Source organism: Desulfotignum balticum DSM 7044, assembly GCF_000421285.1.
In the GTDB taxonomy this organism is placed as follows: Bacteria; Desulfobacterota; Desulfobacteria; order Desulfobacterales; family Desulfobacteraceae; genus Desulfotignum; species Desulfotignum balticum.
Genome location: NZ_ATWO01000001.1, coordinates 2603877 through 2623018 on the forward strand (window position 1 = coordinate 2603877; position 19142 = coordinate 2623018).

Genomic DNA, 19142 nt, shown 5'->3' on the forward strand with positions numbered 1-19142 from the left:
GAAAATACCCTCTCACAACCAATGCTTTCAGATCATCCGGAAGATGGGAATGATGGACCATATTATCGATCATTCCATCATGGTCGGCAATGTCACGTTGTGCTTGTGCCGGCATGTGAACCAGACCACGCCGTTGTTGAATATTCATCTGGCCACTGCCGCAGCCCTGCTCCACGATATCACCAAAACCCGCAGTTTTAAAACCGGGGAACGGCATTCTGAAACCGGCGGAAACCTGCTCGAAACCCTGGGTTATCCGGAAGTGGGAAACATCATCCGCCAGCATGTCATCCTGGATGACTGGAAGGAAAACACGCCTGTCACGGAACAGGAAATCGTCAATTATGCGGACAAACGGGTACTTCACGACACCATCGTGTCCCTTGCCCAACGACTGGAATATATTCAGGATACTTACGGCCATCTGCAAGATCTGCAAGATCGGATTGCCGGGATGTGGCGGATGACCCGGACACTGGAAAACAAATTGTTCCGCCGGATTTCCTTTTCACCGGACCAGTTGGCAGACCGGGTGCTAATGGACATCCGCTTCTTTTAATCCCAGAATATCCCGGCGAATCTGTTGAAGCTGGGTCACCATGCCGGTCACTTTTTCCTGCTGGGCCTGCTTTTTTGCCTGATCAACCGCCCTTGTTTCATCCAGATCCATATCCAGGGATCGATACAAAGAAAACCGCTCATGGATCTTGTCAGTGACATCCCGGGTCACCGCCCGGATCAGCGGCATGAAATACTGATTTTTCAACCGGAGATGAAATTGCTCGATCTGGGGATCGATCCCCTGCAGGGTCTGTTTTTTGATCCGCCGGGCGGCAACGTCAAACCCGGAATTCAATGAAAACGATTGCTGTTTGTCAACCAAAGCACGAAAGAACCGGGTGACAAACGTAATGCCCAGGCCGGTCAGGGCATGGGTCTGGATCCGGCCCGAATACCGGGGCATCATGGTGATGTCCGGCAAAGTCAGTCCTAAAATCTTCTTGATGGCCTGAACATCCACAAAACGATCCAGTGCCGGTTGGTGGGCCGCCATCTGAAACTGGATATTCGTGTCTTCGGACTGACCCGGGGCCAGGGAAATTTTTGAAAGATCGATGCGGTAGGTATCCAGAAGTGATTGAAAATACGATTGTATCCTGTCTTCCTGACGGGCCGCCAATGTGTGGATGTCGGGCAGAATATCGGTCATCACAAACAGGTCCAGGGATCTTCTGAAATCCTGGAACATCAGATACAGTATTTTTTTGATCCCCAGTTCTTTTAACCGGTTCTGATACAAGGATGTATCCAGCGGCGTCTGGTTCACAAACGCCACCATTTTTTTACGGATCCGGCCGGCATCTTTGGCAAACGCGTTGTCAAGATCGGCTTCAAGCTCCCGGGTCAGGCCGGCCACAGCGCCCGGAACGGCGTTTTTCACGATGGTTTCAAGCTGCTTGACATTATCTTTGATCCGGGCGATCTTTTTTCGGGTCTGTTCCCGGTCATCCCCGGTTGCATTCAATCCATCCAGAAACAGGCGCGCTTTATTTTCCAGGGCGGTGCACATGTGAAACAACCGCTCCAGATGATTGGACACCAGCAGGCGGTGATGCCGCCGGGACAGCAGTCCGGACAGGCGTGCATCAAACCGTTCAGCGTTTTCATTGCACCAGGATGTCATGACCGGATCTTCCTGCCACAGGGCCAGGCGTTTGCGGTTACGGCGGCTCAATTTTTTTTCCATGGCGCAAAACAGGCGCATGAGCGCGGAAAATGAATACAGCTCCGGTGAAGCAAGCAAAAATGAAAGCTCCTGGCGCGTGTTCTGTTCACTGGCCAGCAGGTCATCCAGTGTTTCATGTTCAGACAGGTCGCAGTTATTCACAAACAGGATGTTTTCAAGCAGTCCCATACCTTGAATAATCTTTAAAAACCGCATATCCGACCGTCGCAGTCCGGTTCTGGAGCTGATGCAGTAAACAATGAGGTTGGCCTGCTGAAGGTAGGTCACCACCCGGCTCAACTGGCCGGGATCTGTGGAATCCGCCCCCTGGCAGTCAGCCAGTTCAACCCGGGAATCCAGGGTTTTACCGAACAGTTCAAGACAGGCATCCGCCACATAAAAGGCATTGGCTGCATCGCCGGTGAATAGTTTGTGATCCGAAAACTGCCGGCCTTCAAAAACCAGCTGTTCCCGGTCCGCCCCCACCAGATCCTTGCAGGTGTCATACCCTTGCAGGGCATTGCGGATCACCAGGGTCTCGGGACGGATTCCCTGGTCCGTGACGGGAAACGCCTGAACCAGTTTGCCATACACCTGTTTTAAAAAATCCTGATCCTTTTTTCGCCGCAAATCAAAGGTTTCCGGATTCACATTCAAGGAAGAGGTGTCATCTTGGGGAAACATCTCCAGCACATTTTTCAGGGTCTGATTGATATCATCCCAGGATTTGAGAAACAGGACGGCCCGGTTTTTTTTGCCTTTGCGGATCCGGGTGGTGACTGCCGTGACCACCCCGGCCCCCCGCTTCACCACCTCTTTTCCGGTCATGGCATTGATCAATGTACTTTTTCCGGATTTGATCACTCCCACCACGGCAATTTTAATCCGGTTGGATTGTATCTGTTCAGGAATTTTGCCACAACGGATTTTAACGGATTCCAGCATGTCGTCCGCCAGTGGTGGAACGGTTTCCATTGTATCGATCACCGACAGAATATCGGAAACAATGGCCGCAACCTGCGGATATGTATCATTGGACGTGGTCATTCAGGAAATCAGCATCATGGCTTTTTCGTATCTTAAGTCACACTTGGTTCCAAACATGATGTCCCGGGTCATGGGACAGGTCAGCCAGGCATTGTCATGCAGTTCATTGTCCAGCTGCATGGGTCCCCAGCCCGCACATCCCAGCATGATCATGAAATCGGCCGGTCCTTTCTGAACGGCAATGGCTTCCAGAATATCCCGGGAATTGCTCAAGGCCAGCCAGTCCGTTACCTGCAGGGTTTCATTCCAGGTAAAGGGCGGACCGTGAAGCACAAACACCCCGGACGGCTGCACCGGTCCTCCCAGGTAGATGTCCAGCGTATCCACACTGCGGTCAAACGTGATATTCAGGTCTTCAAACAATTCCCGTCCGGTGAGCAGGGGATGGATTTTATTGATGATAAATCCCAACGCGCCGGATTCATTGTGTTCGCACATGCCGGTAATCGTCTGGGCAAAATTGGGGTCCGGGAGTCCGGGCATTGCCAGAAGAAATTTACCTTTCATGGTTTCAGAAATCATGTCAGCCATAGACCTGCTCCAAACTTAGTGTTTATTTTCTGCTTTTTCCATGCACATGTGTGTTTAAAACGGCAGTTTTAAATATTTTTTATGGATTTGCAACCTTTTCTTTTTCATGCTCTCTGCCATAAACATCATCCAGCCGGACAATATCGTCTTCTCCCAGATACGGCCCGGACTGGACCTCAATGAGTTCCAGCGGGATCTTTCCGGGATTTTCAAGGCGATGAACCGTTCCCAGAGGAATATAGGTGGACTGATCCTCTTTGAGCAGCAGGGTTTCTTCCCCCCGGGTCACGATGGCTGATCCGGATACCACGGTCCAGTGCTCGGCCCGGTGAAAATGTTTTTGCAGCGACAGCTTGGCACCGGGCTTCACCGTAATCCGTTTCACCTGATACCGGTGAGACTGATCAATGGTCTCATAATCTCCCCAGGGCCGATACACTTTGGCATGGGTGATGGACTCTTTACGGCCCCGGGATTTGAGCTGGTTCACGATCTGTTTGACATCCTGAACCCGGTCTCTGGGAGACACCAGCACGGCATCCCCGGTTTCCACCACCACCACGGAATCCAGACCCACCGCAGCCACCAGCCGGCTCTGAGCGTTGATGTAGGAATCGGTCACATCATGGACCAGCACATCGCCTTTGATCACATTGGCATGGGTATCTTTCTTTTCGGTCTGCCATAGGGCATCAAAGGATCCCAGGTCATTCCAACCTGCATCCAGAAACACCATCACGCCTTTTTCGGTTTTTTCCATCACGGCATAATCAATGGAATTTGCGGCAATCTGTTCGAAAATCGTGTGATCCACCCGGAAAAAATCCAGATCCTGCCGCCCATTGGCCACAGCCCTGCGGCAGATATCCACCATATCCGGAGCAAGAAGCGTCAGTTCCTTTAAAATGGTGGAAGCCTTGAACATAAACATGCCGGAATTCCAGCAGTAATCCCCGGAAGACAGATAAGATTTGGCCGTGTCCAGGTCCGGCTTTTCCACAAACCGCTGAATCCGGCAGACATTGTCTTTTAAAGAATCCCCTTTCTGAATATACCCGTACCCGGTTTCAGGCGTATCCGGTACAATCCCGAAAGTGATGAGATATCCGTCATCCGCCAGGGTTTTTCCTTGTTCGATACCCCGGTGAAACGCGGACACGTCATTGATCCGATGGTCAGCCGGTAACACCAGCATCACCGGGTCCTGATTCTGAGCGGTCAGCTGAATAGCGGCCAGGGCAATGGCCGGGGCCGTATTTTTCGCCGCCGGTTCCAGAATGATGGCCCTGGGGACCACCTGTATCAATTGAAGTTGTTCCGCAGTCATGAACCGATGCACATCATTGCATACAATCAGGGGGGCATCCATCCCCTCCAGGTCGCTGAGGCGAAGCACCGTGTTCTGGAGCATGGTATGCCGGTTGTACATATTGATCAGCTGTTTGGGGTAAAGTTCCCTGGACAGGGGCCACAGCCTTGTGCCGGAACCGCCTGCCAGAATAACGGGCACTGTCATGGTGTCTCCTTAATTTTTCATGAAAAATTCATTTTCCAGCGGAAAACACATGGATGTGCAATCCCCGCTCCACGGCAAACCGTTCTGTGGACTGTAATTGGAATCCGCTTTTGGTCAGCCAGGTTTCCACCTGGTCTTTTGTAAATCCCAGCCAGGTACCGCCGATAATTTCCTTGATCTGTTCCTGATGATGATGGTCAAAATCAGCCAGAATCAGCATTCCCCCGGGTTTGAGCACCCGGAACACTTCCTGGATGGCTTTTTCCGGCTGAAGAATATGATACAGCACCATGCTCATGACCACGGTATCCACTTCCTGGTCTTTCATGGGCAGATGTTCCACCTCTCCGAGACGCAACTCAATGGACGGCATATCCGGCAGTTTGATCCGGGCCTGTTCCAGCATCTCAGGGGAGGCATCCACACCGATGAGCATGCCCTTATGATTCCGGACCAGCTGGCCGAGAAGCTCTCCTGTGCCGCACCCTAAATCCGCCACACCCCGGCGCGCCGCGATCCGCTGTTTCAGTACTGCATTTAAATTAAAACTGCCCAGGATTTCCTTTTTCAGACCTTCCCACTGGGGCGCCACAGTACTGAAAAACCGTTTGGTTCTGTTTTTGCGGATCATGATGATCTGCCGGGCCTTTTCAATATCCTGCGCGCATACCGGGTCGTTCTGGATCCGGGAGCACGCCAGCTGGATCAATGACCGGTTTTCAGGATCCATATTGGCATTGTAATACATGAAACTGCCTTCTTTTCTGGCCACCAGCAGGCCGGATTCCAGCAGAATTTTCAAATGCCGGGAAACTCCCGACTGAATCATGTCCACAATGGAAACGATTTCATTGACGTTGAGTTCCACTTCATTGAGAATATGAAGCAATCGAAGCCGGGTGGGGTCGGAAAGCGCTTTGAACTGTCGAATCACTTCCATTATTTAACCGTCACCACCGGGCAGTTGGCTTGCAGAATCACCACCTGGGATGTGGACCCGAACAGGAGTTTTCCCACTTTGGACCGGCTCCGGACACCGATAATGATCTCATCCACCTTGTTTTCTTCAGCAAATGCCACAATATCTTCGCCCGGTTCCATGCCCCTGACCAGCAGATGGGTGTCGCAGGGGATATTTTTTTCTTTAAAAAACGGCTTGATTCCTTCCAGATTGTCTTCCGCCGCCTTGACTTCCATTGGGTCCGTATTGCCCCCCCCTTTCATGGACGTCACTACGATCACCTGCCCGTCAAACGCCCGGGCATGACGGGCTGCAATTTCTATCAGGTCCTTTCCCACATTGACACCTTTATATCCCACCAGAATTTTCATCGTTTTTCTTCTCCATCAAAATTAACGGAACCGGTTGAAAAACCGAATCAAATCAACCATACTGAATAACTATATCTAAAATGATTGATATAATCAAGAAAGATTTCCATTCAACTGTTTTCAGGATATCTGGACACCGGATGCCCACTTCGGGGGTGACTTCGGGGGTTGTCCCTTTTCCCGGGACGGGAATGGTTGCAGAGAACCTGTCACTCAGCTCTTCAAAGAGCAGGTCAGCACCCGGGGTATAATGCGGCAAATATTTGCTGACATCTATCCTATACCTTCTCCCAGAGTTTGAACACTTGGGCCGAGAAGCAGCTTTGTTTAGGAATATGCAGGAACGATACTTATGTTCAGATATTAGTTGTGCTGCACAAAAATCAAGCTGTCTGTATCAAAACCACCGAAGAAGGAAACTTTAAGATAGCCCTCTGAATCACTATTCACGAAATACGCTTTACCTTCAGCCTCTTTCCATTCATTTTTAAATTCAGAAAAACCCCGGTAATGACCAAAACACCACAGTCTTCTCTCAAGCTGTATTCAGTACATGAATATTAAAAGCGTGTTACCAAATAGTCCTGCAATAATTCAACATTTGCAAACCTCACTTCAGGACAAATCGACCATGATAATGATCCTTTAAAGGGGAATTATCAGTACTGTCATAAAGGCAGATTATTTGTATGCCCCTGATCGGCCTCACTTTCTGCACCTTTGCAAATTGAAAATATCAATAATGCTATATATGGCATTATTGATATTTTTTCATTTACCTATTTTATGGGTCATTTTGTCAGTCCATAAAAAAAATGGCATGGGCTTATTTCCGGTGGAAACGCCCTTATACCAACTGTTTCCAGGCTGATCAGATGGTTCAGAAAAACAGGAGTGTCGGAAATGCAAAATTTGGCATTTCCGACACTCCTCAAATGATATCTGCCCGTATCCCGCACAGGCAAAGGGATTCGCTGGAAATAAACAATCTGACATGCCCGACATTTTCATCCGCGAATCTGTACCTGAGCTCATGGCGGTGTCTATCTCTGCGCCGCTTCAATGGGGCTGGAGCTGAAATGCTCCGGAAAACTCATGGTGCAATGGGCTCAGGCATTATGGCAGGAAGAACGGCAGACGGATATCATGGCCGCAACCATTGCCAGGGCACTCGGGGGAGATGCTAGGCGCTGAAAAAAAGGATGCCGAGCACAGCCGCTATAAGGCCTTTTTTAAACCGGCCCGGGCCGCTGAACAGGCTTGAGATCACAGCAAAGATGAAAAAGCCGGCGGCAAAAACCAGGGCCAGGAATGAAAAAGCGATGCATATGCCAAGAAAAATTCCCATACAATCAGGATATCGGATGAAAGGAGCCAAGTCAAATGGAAAGCATTTTTTAAGCTGGGCATCCTGCTGTCTGTGGTAGACCGGGTGACCGGGCCTAGTATAGTGCCAAAATAGGGCACGGCATGGACACGCTCAAGGGCAAGGTGCTCGCCCTGGGGTCGGCGTTTGAAAAATTCAAGCGGTACGGCCTGGTGGTGTTTACTGTCGGGGCCGGGCTGCTCAGTCTGCTGACCGGCACTGTTTCGGCCACGGTGCCGCCGCAAAAAGCCCTGGAGGAACTGTCGTCTGTCGGGGGTTCGGGACCTTGCCGCTCTGGATGAGGCCGGGGCCGGGTGTTCCAACCGCTGGGCCGGCACCACCCGAGATCAGTTCATCAGTGCGGCGTATGACATCAAATCCGGGATATCGTCGCTATCCGATGAAGGGGCTGCCGAATTCACCAAGCTGGCGGCCTTGACCGGCAAGGCCACAAAATCCACCACCGCCGAGATGACCAGTTTGTTTGCCACCGGGTACGGAATCTAAAAGGGTATGTACGGGGATTTGTCCAACTTGGCCTTTGGAGAGGTGTTTTCCGCGGGTATTGCCGCCAGCGTGCTTCAATGGGGCCGGAGCTGAAATGCTCCGGAAAACTTCCCCAGGGATGAAAACGCCGCATACCTTAAAATCGCTTCAATGGGGCCGGAGCTGATATGCTCCGGAAAACATCGGCAAGCCCTGGGATCACAATTTTCATTGCCAGCTTCAATGGGGCCGGAGCTGATATGCTCCGGAAAACCAAACTGACACTTCGACTTGATATTGAACCAAGATTGGCTTCAATGGGGCCGGAGCTGATATGCTCCGAAAAACCACATTTTCAGACGATGAGCTGGAATTTACCGAAGGCTTCAATGGGGCCGGAGCTGATATGCTCCGGAAAACGTAATTATTTTGCCATAGCTGTTAGAATACACATCAGCTTCAATGGGGCCGGAGCTGATATGCTCCGGAAAACCCGCAGCTGATCACTGCCAGGGACGCATTGACGGACCGCTTCAATGGGGCCGGAGCTGATATGCTCCGGAAAACGGCGGCCAGAGGCCAGGAAACTGGACGTTTGCCGGTGCTTCAATGGGGCCGGAGCTGATATGCTCCGGAAAACCCTTTTCAGGGGTAGGGGCCTTGCGCCGGTCCGGCGCTTCAATGGGGCCGGAGCTGATATGCTCCGGAAAACATGCCAGCGCATTCATGACAGCCCCTAATCCTCGTGCTTCAATGGGGCCGGAGCTGATATGCTCCGGAAAACGTTTCTGCTTCTGAGGTGTTTGGAGATTGACGTATGCGCTTCAATGGGGCCGGAGCTGATATGCTCCGGAAAACCTTTTGTTTCCGCTGGTATCAACAGTGTATACCCAGCTTCAATGGGGCCGGAGCTGATATGCTCCGGAAAACTGGATGTGTAAGCAGAGAAACGGCTGCACAGTACGGGCTTCAATGGGGCCGGAGCTGATATGCTCCGGAAAACTTGTTAATGAAGCCAGATGTTTCTGTGTCAAAGAAGCTTCAATGGGGCCGGAGCTGATATGCTCCGGAAAACCACCAGTTGCAAAACCTTCCCCACGAGTTGTATTAGCTTCAATGGGGCCGGAGCTGATATGCTCCGGAAAACAGGATTATTTTCAAAGGGGATAATTGGAAATATATTTGCTTCAATGGGGTCGGAGCTGATATGCTCCGGAAAACATCACCTAAACACTTAGCTTCTTCAGAGAATAACCAGCTTCAATGGGGCCGGAGCTGATATGCTCCGGAAAACCCACTCCGGCGGATCTGGTGCCACCTGGGAAGAACCGCTTCAATGGGGCCGGAGCTGATATGCTCCGGAAAACTTAAGGATATGAACAAGGCACTACAAACGATGGATAAGCTTCAATGGGGCCGGAGCTGATATGCTCCGGAAAACGCCCCGGTTGTATAAAAACCGACACCAACCAATGAAGCTTCAATGGGGCCGGAGCTGATATGCTCCGGAAAACCGGCCGAGCAGGGACAGACCTTTTTTGATACCCCAAGCTTCAATGGGGCCGGAGCTGATATGCTCCGGAAAACATATTCAGGGCTTGTCTTTGGAACATCTGGACCTTGGCTTCAATGGGGCCGGAGCTGATATGCTCCGGAAAACGTCAAATTGTTTGCCGTGCCTGGGATGTAAAAAATACGCTTCAATGGGGCCGGAGCTGATATGCTCCGGAAAACCCCGGCGCAAATTCATGGATGCCCGACGACGTTTGGCTTCAATGGGGCCGGAGCTGATATGCTCCGGAAAACCGATGAATGTCAACAGTTCATCCCCCCCAGGTATAAGCTTCAATGGGGCCGGAGCTGATATGCTCCGGAAAACATGACGATATTTTCCTTGAAGCCGGATTTGTACGTAGCTTCAATGGGGCCGGAGCTGATATGCTCCGGAAAACGTGGAAGTAGGTTAGCAGTAACTTACGGGATGGAAAGCTTCAATGGGGCCGGAGCTGATATGCTCCGGAAAACAGGTTAAGCAATGGAGCGCGCCGAAGTATCAGACACCGCTTCAATGGGGCCGGAGCTGATATGCTCCGGAAAACCTACAGTAACTGAAGTGACGGCAACTAATCTTGGTAGCTTCAATGGGGCCGGAGCTGATATGCTCCGGAAAACACTTTCAACGGATTCGGGTATGGTCTTTTTCTCAGCGCTTCAATGGGGCCGGAGCTGATATGCTCCGGAAAACCCTCCTGGAAGCCTGGCGGGTGTTTGGTATGTATCAGCTTCAATGGGGCCGGAGCTGATATGCTCCGGAAAACAGCCCGCTCGCAACCCTTTTAAAACAAAAGGATAATTGCGGTATTTGCGAGAGGTCGGACATGGCGATTCCCAACGGAACCTTTTTTGCAATTCCGGACATAAAATTCATCCTTTTTTATTGAATTGTCAAAGAACACAGGCGCTTCGAGTGCTCCCGGAGCCGATTGCATCAATGGACCGCTCGAAAGCTCCCGGCAAAAAAAATCATATAACCACAGCGCTGTGCTTTATGGGCTGGAAAGGTCTTCCATAGCTTGCCACTTTGAAAGAAACAGTTTCAGCCACACCGATATCGATAATGATCAGATTGTCTTCATCACAATGCATGATTTCCGTCAGGGTATCGGTCATTTTCAGCAGATCCTCCTTGTTCAGCCGGCATTGAAAAACCGACAGCTGCAGCCATGCCCCATATCCTTTCATGGTCTTGTAGATTTTCCGCCACCGCTTCTGGTCGGAAATATCATAACACACCAGATAAACATGTTCCATATCACTTTTCCCCTGCCTTGATCAACGGGTAACAAAGGTCGGGTATTCTTTGACCTCCCCGGTCAGATACCGGATCAAAAGCCGTGCCTGGACCTCAAAAAGCCGGCGGTAGCTGAGCCGGTACCCAAAAACGGGATGGGTGACCTCCTGGGAAAGCCTTCTTTCAAAGGCGGCGATAAAGGCTTTTCTTCCCCGGGGACTCAGATTGCAGCCAAAAGCGGTGGTGATAAAATCCTTTTTGCTCACCTCTCCGTTGTTAATCGCTGTAATCACAGTGGAATCAGCCACCAGCGGACGAAAAGGTTCCATCATGTCCAGAGAAAGCGCGGGCCTGCCAAAACGCATCTGATGGTAAAAACCCCGGTAAGGATCAAGACCCACTGCCGACAAAGCCACTGTCCATTCCCTGACCAGCATGGCATAGGCAAAGGAGAGCAGCGCATTGACCGGGTCCCTGGGCGGGCGCCTGTTCCGGCCGGAAAAATCAAACCCTTGTGTTTCCTCATTTTTTTGAGGGGAGATCATGAAAACGAAATGTTCAAAATAGCGCCTGGCAGCACTGCCTTCCACGCCCAGCAGCGTCTGCACACTAACTGCCCGCCCCGCCTGCTGCATGTCGCTTTTCAAGGCCCCGAGCAGCTGGGGCGGTGCCTTGTCCCCTGCATCGTCCGATGCCTTCCAGTTGCGGCGCAACAAGGTGCGGCAGTTCTGAATTTTGGCCTGGATCAGGCCGGCTGCCAGGTTCAGGCAGGTCTGCTCATTGAAACTTGCCCGGTACTGCGCGGTCCGGGTCTGCACGTTATGATGCCCGGTGCCCATGCCGTGGCCGATGAACCAGCCGCCGTAACTCATATAGGTCACAGGCAGCTGCCGCCGGAAACATTCATGCAAGGCCGGGGTGCTCATGCCGCAGTATCCGAACAATACCACCTGGGAGGTGTCCTTGAGACGGACCTCGGCAATTTTTTCCCTTTTTTCCTCGATGACCAGTTGACCGCCGTCCTTGCGCACATAGCTGGCTGGTGACTGCACATACAGGGGAAAGGCGTTCTCCGTCCGCACATAGATGGGACGGATATCTTCACGCTGTTGGGCAAGAAAACCGATTTCATCGGGCAGACAGATGCCGATCAGCGAACAGCGGGCGCATTTGGGACTGTCCATGAGCGGAGGCGGCGGCTTGTCTTTGGCGCTGTCGGTCCTGAGCCCCTCAATGGCGCGGGTGGTTTCCGCCACAAGGGCTTCGTCAAATTCCACCCGGACCCGCTCCCTTGACCCGGCAAAATAGAGGATGCCGGAGCCGGCTTCAAATCCGTGTTCCCGCAGCAGCAGGCCCTGGGCGCAGACCTGGACCCGTTCAGGCGCATAGGCCCCGGCCGCGACATGGGGCCGCTTTCCTTTTTTGTAGTCCACCGGCTGCACCTTCCGGCCCTGGCCTTCCACCAGATCAATTTTAGCTGTGATCCCCAGATGTTCAGAACTCAATGCCACTGACCGGGCATGGATCTCTCCGGTATCCTCCCCGGCTGTTTCCGGGTGTCTGCCACCGGGTTTGTCCACCCGTTTATGCCGGATCTTTCCTTCCACCGTATCCGCACTGTGGGCAAACTCCCCCTGCACCCACATCATGTATGCCAGACGCGGGCAATAGACATACTCGTTGACTATGCGGACCGGGATCAGGGGGGCCGTGTGATTCATGATTTTCGATCCTTTTCGGCAACAGCCCGGCCCAGTCTGGTAAGCCGGTATCTCTGCAGACGGCTGGTGGGTTTTTCCGGAATGGTCAATTCGATGAGCCCGGCTTTGACCGCTTGCTGCTGATAGTGTTTCCGGAAATGTTTTTCATCTGCAAGGCCGAGTTTGCGCATAATTTCCCGCCGGCTCATCTCACCGCCCAACACCTGAAGGAGACTGATGACTTCGGGGGTGACTTCGGGGGTGACTTCGGGGGTGACTTCGGGGACAGCCCCTTTTCCCGGTAAGGGAATGGTTGCTGTGAATCGATCACTCAACTCTTCAAAGAGCGGGGCGGCACCCGGGGTATAATGCGGCAGGTATTTGCTGACATTGTACACACCGGAACCTGCCTGTTCATAACGGCCCATTTGCAGCATGAAATTGCAGATGACCGGATTTTTGGGAAAAGGGGTGAAGTTTGCCGGATCAATGGGGCCCAGCTTATGGGGCACATGGGGATTGGAAAAGACAACCCTGTCGGAAAAAATCGTCAATGATGCCGGAGCCGCACTGGTATACTCCCGGTGGGCGATCAGGTTGGAGACCAGTTCACGGAAAATCCGCTCCCTTAAATTCACACGCTGGGCACCTTCCATGAAAAAAGGATCATCCAGATGCTTTTCCACAAACCCCATCAATAAGTCAAAGATCTCAATCAGATTGGTGTGCAGAAGCAGACGGTCGTCATATCGATCCCGGTTGCGGCGGCGTAAAAGAGCGTCAAAAGACATGCCCGGGGCTGCCTGCCCAACGGTGGAGTCCGTGCCGAACATCAGAGCGGCGGCAAGCGTATAGCCCTTCTCTCCCGACAACACATCCTTGCGGATAAAGCCACCGGTACGCAGAAGCCCCTCATTGTCCATGCCAAGCCAGGGATGACTGCCGTGATGTTGGCGGAACAAATCCCGTGCACGGTCAAAAAGCGCCGGGTTCAAATCATCCATGCCCAACCAGGGGATCACACGCTGTTCGGTGTAAAAGCTAAGCTTCCGGTTCACGAGTCCCGCTATCTGATACGGATCCCTGAGCCGGTAGTCCCCATCTTCATTACGCAAAAAAACCTCGCCGTTACAGCGATGCACCTGTGAGCTGCACGGCACCTGAACGCGGATGATCTGTTTGCCATCGATGGTTTCCTTCCGGGGAAAAAGCAGATACGGCGGATCCAGTTTCTGCGGATTGTTGGAAAGATTGGCAATATCAGCCATAATCCGTCCGACCGCATCCGGATTCACGCCGGTCACCACCCCGTTATCGGCAACACCAAGAACGACAAGACCGCCATCCCGGTTGAGGAAGGCACACACGGTTTCAAAAAAGGTTTTCGGCAGGCTGTCCGCTGCCTCTTTATACTCAAGGGAGATACCTTCCTGCTGCGGGAATAAAGTACTCATACGTTGCCTTTCAATTGGGTTGAACCATCAACGGGCACCGGGGCGAAAAGGCCGAGGCCGAAATGAGAACTGTTCCCAATAAAGACTGGCCCCTTAGTTGGAACAATAAAGTTTAACCGGATTCGATACCCCCGCTTATCATCATTTGTTTGCCACCTTCTTTCACGACGTGGTCGATGTACTTTCATCCATTGAACCGAATTACTTGATTCATCTAATAAAGAAATCTCCGCTTGTGGAAGGTTTAAATTTTCAAGATTACTTTTTACCTGATTTTCGACCTCAGCACCAGGTTTCGGCTTTCCATTTTGACGAAAAACATGAAGCGGAGGAACATAAGGAACAAGTGTCTCCCAAAGCCTGGATTCACCAAAAATATCTTTTTCATACGGCAAAGGGGTTTCTTTAGACAATGGTACCAGACGTAATTTCCATTGGTTCCCTCTATAATCCCACGCAAGTGGCACCTCGGAAGCAGAAAGAATTGCCATCTGTTCCTCAGATGTAAACGGTTTTTTTCGATAACAGATAAGACGTGTGGGTTTTACTTCCTCGTCAGGAATGAGAAAAAACGCTGCGTGTCTGTGTCCGGTCAGCCGCACTCCGTTCTCCCCTTTCCCAGTCAGCAGGGAATAATTTTCGCGAATATCGGACGACAATTCATAAAATTGAGCTTTTTGATTGCCTGTTTGGTTTTGAGCAATTTTTTGAAGTATTGTGCCACGAAACCTTTCCGTAACCCGAAGCCATAATTTAAGCGGTGGAAATACCCGTCCCCCAATGGCAAATTGTAATACGGTCGTTGGAAGAAGCTTTTTAGAGGGTCTTTGGGGCTTCTTGTTTTTTGTTATCAACGGTCGTTCGGCATATTTCCAGACTGCGCCTGGAGGTATTGTCGAATTTGCAACTTTTTTTTCGTTGGTCATGCAACCGACATCTTCAAGGGTAGCGTTAGCTTTCGGGCAAAGCACAGGCACGGCAACTGTGGTGCGGCTGTCACGCAAGAAACAGTTGGCAACAATATCAAGATTCTCGTGAATACGTTCAATATATGTAATGGATTCCGCACGGCCGAAGTATGTCATTCGTGCCAGGCAGTCATCAAGGTGGATGAGGAGATCAGGCTTCCAAAGAGAATGATCACTGTCTAAAATCCAGAACAGAGGTGAGGTGTTTTCTGGTGTGAGCCAAAAGTTATCTTTGACTTTGGTAGCAGTATAGGATTTTTCATCAGGAAAATAGTGCTTGTATTTCCTTGCAGTTAATTTCATTTTTCTTATGAGGTCATTAAGAGCTTTGACCTTTTCTGGCGCTATATCAGGCTCCATTTTGACAAGTTCCATATTTTCGTTGAAAAATTCCAGTATGTCCTTTTTGCTCTTGTCCTTATAGATAGTGAAAAATTTTATAAGTTCATGACCAAGATCAGCAATATCCAATGTGCCATCACGAAATTCCTCTCTATAATCATAGACCTTAAATTTTCGAGGTGAAGGATGAGAATATTCGAAATCAGCTGGATGGTATTGCTGTATCCCAGGTCCTCGCCAGGACTGCGTCGGCAGTTGCCAGGAAATTTTACTTGTACAAAAGGCATGGACAAGCAGTTCTCTAAGCCGCTCGTGTTCTTCCTCACTATCTTTTGGGAATTCACGGGACAGTTGAAAACTTCGGGCCAGTATTGCCCTAAGAAGCCGCCATGGACTTGGCGGCCATTCGCCGTAGGGATCATCAAACGGAAAGGCTCTCCATGGAGTTGCATGGAAACGCCCAACCGGGAAGGTTTGTTGCATGAGAAGTCTCATAATAATTTATCTCCGGGAAATTATTCGTCTTCGTCAGATTGGTCGTCTCCATCATCGGGATCTTCACTCCCGTCCTCAGGAATATCTTTTGCCGGTTTAAACAATTCATTTTCGTCCCAATAAATTTCTGTGACCCTTGGATCTTGAAATCCCGCATTTTTTATAAGGGTCTCGATATCCACTGCAAGATCAGAGACTTTGGAGACTTTGCCGTCAATTTGAAGACCGGTCAGTTCCAGATCGCATTCTGATCGGAATCGAAATGAAGAACCAATCAGCTTTTTGATTTTCCAAAGTGCAAACCCCAAAATAAGTTGTTTTTGAGCATCATTAAGACCTTCGTTGCCACGCCCGAACGAGCGGATCAGTGATAAGTCAATCGTAAAGGTGGCTCTGATTTCGGATGCGGATTCTTCATCTTTCGAAAAAATTGCCTGACCTGGATTTTTTGGATCTTTTTTAGAGATCTTGTCAAATTTTACTCCCGAAGTTGCAATACGGTCAGCGCCAAATGCATCTAATGTCGCAGTAAGAACGCGGGGAAGTTTTATTCCCATTGCAGGGAAGAGAATGCCGTGAACAAGCGAATTTGGATCATAGCGAAAAATAGCGCTGAATACATTCCACCACTGCGCCGGCAAGGGGTGCGTTTTTTTTGCCAAATTTCGAAGTCTGAATTCATCAGCAAGGAGAACTTCACCAAATTTCTTTTCTTCAATTGTGTTGTTAATCACACGGTTGCCGTTAAGAAAATAGTATGAGGCGAGGCGGTGGCCCTCTGATAAAGATGTAGCAACAAGCTCATCACGGTTTTGTCCGATAATGCATTTGACGTAGGGAAGGCCGTCAAGTTCATCAACAAGGCTTAGATCAAAGCCTTGAACACAAACCGTTTCAAGATGGTTGGCCATACTGGCGGCACTGTCCACAATGCACACTTTCTGGTTATCAGGAGTGCTGTAGATAACATGCCCTATTTCTGGAAAACCGGCAGGCTGAAAACGAGTTTTTCCGGCCACGGGTGCAAGAGCCGCCATAATAACAAGACGGTTTTGTTGATCGGAGAGATACTTTTCGGGAAAAATTGATACGTTCGTTTGATTACTCATGTTTCTGTCCTTTATTTATAGTTAATGGTAATGGCTCAATTGTCCTACCCCCTTGTTGGAAGACACCATCGTGTAAAGGTTTCGGCAATTCTTTTCGGAGATGCAGGCAGCAGCAGGCTTGCAAGAAACCGGCGCGGCTCTGAAATATTGAAACTGTTTTTTCCAAAATCAGAAATGGGCTGCAAAAGTGTTTTATAGCGGTTCGCAGCCGCCTGATAGGCTGCGGCACAGTCACCCCGCTCAAGCAGGGCAACAATCTGACGGATTGCATTAGCAGTGGGTTGCGGCCGCATACCGGAAGTCTCATCATGCCCAAGCTGTAAAAAAGTATAAGCATGGAACAAAGGACGGAAAAAAACATAAAGAAGATCTTCCGGCAATAATGGGTTGTATGAGGACGTATTTCGTAAAACATTTCTAAGGCTGCCGTATTCTTTTGAGGAGATATTGCTGCTCCAATCAAAAAGCATGAAGCGGGTCAGCCATCGATCAATCAAAGAATCATCAACTTCATGATTTAAAAAGGCCAAAACATCAGCCAGAGAAAGAGTCAGCCTTGCGCTGAAAGGCGGAGCAGAACCAGCGTCAGATTCAATAGAAACCCGGCGGCGGATAACCGCACAAAGGTTTTCTACAAGCTTGCGTTGGCCCCATACAACTCGTAAAGGAATATCCTTGGCAATTTTAATTGTATGCCAGCTATTTTTCCAGGCTGGCTCAACGCCAATGCAGTAGGCAAGAAGTGGGGCTAACTGGTCATTTTTATTTCTGACAGAAGATCCGTTCTGTGGTGTGGTATAGTGAATCGTTGATAGCGCAAGTGCAATCCTGACCTCCTGTGTGATTTCGAGAGTGTTTGCAAGTAACGAAATCACCCAGGAAACAGGAAGCAAGGCGAGTGATGGTTCCCGCTCGCGGTAGATTTTATTGTTGGCTGTTTTTTCCATTGAGGAAAAAACAGCATCCAGCAGTTGCCAAGAGGACTCAACACGCTGTTCATTGTTTACCCCCGTTTCGGCAAGGTGGATGAGAGCATTATCGATAGGGCCTTGTAACCCTCTATATTTCCACTTTGTTCCTTTTTTTTCTTCTGGAGGAAGCGTGTCGCGGAAATGAATTATTCTGGCTACAGCTTCTGCCTGGAACGTATCTACATCAGTGTAAAGCGTATGAACTGAGGCAAGGCGTGATTCAAAAGTTTGGGCGCTTGTTGTATGCAAAAGTGAAAAACGACGAAACTCATTTAACCCAGTGTCTATTCCCTTCTGAAGAATTGCGGCGGCAAAGGCCGCAGATGTAATCGCACCTCGCCCCTGGACTTCAGCGCGGCCGCGCTTGAACAACGAAGACACTTCGGGAAGTGAGAGCGGATTGCCCCAGACAGGCGCCCAAAATTCGGCCTCAACAGTGCCGGTTTCTTTTTCATTTACCGGTGCTGGGCCTTTGGTGACAAAAGGGAATGCACCGGTTCCCTTTCGTAGAGAACCAATCTGCCGGGAAGTTGAGCCTATAATCAATGGGAACGCCTCACAGGCAAACAGCATTGCCCAAGGCGTCAGTTGGCCTTTACTGAATGGTTTGTCAGGTCTGAAATTATAAATTTTATTTGCCGCACTAAACCAGCTGGCGGCTCCAAAATCAGCTAAAAATGAGCAGGCTTTGCCAGCCAAAAAAGCAGATAGGTCATATCGGACAGTCGACGGTATTTCTGTTGCTGCTTTTTCTGCGGTTGGAAATAAGGAATCGGTTGTAGAGTGCCCTTGCTTTTTTAAATTCCTTTTTGATTGAGGCACAGAGTCTTTTGCCTCGACAGCCTTTCTTGCTTTTTGCCAACCTTTGGAAAAATTTCGTTTCCCTGCATTGCCGCCACTGCCGAATATGGGGTTAAAATCACGTCTGCCTCCTCCCACAACGTGAGACATGCCCAATAAAGCTTCTCTTTCGTTTGTTTCTTGGGCAAGCCAGAGGGCAACGTCTTTTCCCTTAATATCCGGTTTGGCAGAAGAAGGGGTTTTCGGCCGATTCAGCACATAGGGAGTCCATTTATCATTTGCGCCAATATCAAGGAGAAATGCTTCAAGTTCAGTCAAATTTTTCGGTCCGCCGATAAGACAAAAAACACCATCCCGCCAGCAGCATTTAACGGCGGGCCACTGACGGGCGGAAAGACGTAACAGACCAAGTGCGGCAAAGTAGTGGCCGAGAGTATCTAAATGTAAACCGGCAAGGCGAATGACGGTTAAGGGCTGGGAATGTATATTCATATCATGCTCCAAATT

General features: G+C 50.1%; 13 protein-coding genes and 1 CRISPR repeat array. Of the genes, 2 read left to right on the plus strand and 11 right to left on the minus strand.

Annotation, left to right across the window (positions count from 1 at the left end; translation table 11 throughout):
• Positions 1-49: 49 nt before the first annotated feature.
• A complete protein-coding gene (locus K365_RS0113030) occupies positions 50-559 on the plus strand; it encodes an HD domain-containing protein (RefSeq protein ID WP_245569173.1) in 510 nt (169 codons plus the stop codon).
• On the opposite strand, the gene K365_RS0113035 is transcribed toward K365_RS0113030, so the two are convergent.
• The 5 genes from K365_RS0113035 to K365_RS0113055 all read right to left on the minus strand — a co-directional run bounded on the left by K365_RS0113035 (position 536) and on the right by K365_RS0113055 (position 6152).
• The gene (locus K365_RS0113035) at positions 536-2773 is read right to left on the minus strand and encodes a dynamin family protein (RefSeq protein WP_024334916.1); all 2238 of its coding nucleotides are present in this window, start codon (positions 2771-2773) and stop codon (positions 536-538) included. The two genes, K365_RS0113030 and K365_RS0113035, sit on opposite strands and share 24 nt — an antisense overlap.
• Positions 2774-3304, minus strand: coding sequence for a YqgE/AlgH family protein (locus tag K365_RS0113040; RefSeq protein ID WP_006964879.1), 531 nt, complete (start codon positions 3302-3304; stop codon positions 2774-2776). It abuts the gene before it with no gap.
• Between the two features lie 79 nt (positions 3305-3383).
• Positions 3384-4820, minus strand: a complete 1437-nt coding sequence (locus K365_RS0113045; RefSeq protein WP_024334917.1) for a mannose-1-phosphate guanylyltransferase/mannose-6-phosphate isomerase — start codon at positions 4818-4820, stop codon at positions 3384-3386.
• Positions 4821-4848: 28 nt separating this feature from the next.
• A complete protein-coding gene (locus tag K365_RS0113050) occupies positions 4849-5760 on the minus strand; it encodes an ArsR/SmtB family transcription factor (protein ID WP_024334918.1) in 912 nt (303 codons plus the stop codon).
• Positions 5760-6152: a universal stress protein gene (locus tag K365_RS0113055; RefSeq protein ID WP_024334919.1), complete on the minus strand. Its 393-nt coding sequence runs from the start codon at positions 6150-6152 to the stop codon at positions 5760-5762. Before K365_RS0113055 ends, K365_RS0113050 begins: the two co-directional genes overlap by 1 nt.
• Before the next feature lie 1470 nt (positions 6153-7622).
• Between K365_RS0113055 and K365_RS0113070 the strand changes: the two genes are divergently transcribed.
• Complete coding sequence (locus K365_RS0113070) at positions 7623-7820, plus strand: hypothetical protein (protein ID WP_024334921.1); 198 nt, start codon at positions 7623-7625, stop codon at positions 7818-7820.
• 276 nt (positions 7821-8096) lie between these two features.
• A CRISPR array of direct repeats spans positions 8097-10322; the repeat unit is 37 nt; unit sequence GCTTCAATGGGGCCGGAGCTGATATGCTCCGGAAAAC.
• Positions 10323-10527: 205 nt separating this feature from the next.
• Here the strand turns inward: K365_RS0113070 and cas2 are convergent.
• From cas2 to cas8g1, 6 genes are read right to left on the minus strand one after another with little or no spacing between them, the layout of a single operon-like run.
• Positions 10528-10815 carry a CRISPR-associated endonuclease Cas2 gene (gene cas2 / locus K365_RS0113080; RefSeq protein ID WP_024334922.1) on the minus strand — a complete coding sequence of 96 codons (288 nt, stop codon included), beginning with the start codon at positions 10813-10815 and terminating at the stop codon, positions 10528-10530.
• A 21-nt stretch (positions 10816-10836) separates the two neighbouring features.
• Positions 10837-12516, minus strand: coding sequence for a CRISPR-associated endonuclease Cas4/Cas1 (locus K365_RS0113085; protein WP_024334923.1), 1680 nt, complete (start codon positions 12514-12516; stop codon positions 10837-10839).
• Positions 12513-13949 carry an RNA/DNA-binding domain-containing protein gene (locus K365_RS0113090; RefSeq protein ID WP_029725290.1) on the minus strand — a complete coding sequence of 479 codons (1437 nt, stop codon included), beginning with the start codon at positions 13947-13949 and terminating at the stop codon, positions 12513-12515. Before K365_RS0113090 ends, K365_RS0113085 begins: the two co-directional genes overlap by 4 nt.
• Complete coding sequence (gene csb2, locus K365_RS0113095; protein WP_156887724.1) at positions 13946-15742, minus strand: type I-G CRISPR-associated protein Csb2; 1797 nt, start codon at positions 15740-15742, stop codon at positions 13946-13948. Before csb2 ends, K365_RS0113090 begins: the two co-directional genes overlap by 4 nt.
• 32 nt (positions 15743-15774) lie before the next feature.
• Positions 15775-16863 (minus strand): type I-G CRISPR-associated RAMP protein Csb1/Cas7g, encoded by a 1089-nt coding sequence (gene cas7g, locus K365_RS0113100; RefSeq protein ID WP_024334926.1) that lies wholly within the window; start codon positions 16861-16863, stop codon positions 15775-15777.
• A 44-nt stretch (positions 16864-16907) separates the two neighbouring features.
• A complete protein-coding gene (cas8g1, locus tag K365_RS0113105) occupies positions 16908-19127 on the minus strand; it encodes a type I-G CRISPR-associated protein Cas8g1/Csx17 (protein ID WP_024334927.1) in 2220 nt (739 codons plus the stop codon).
• Positions 19128-19142: the final 15 nt, after the last annotated feature.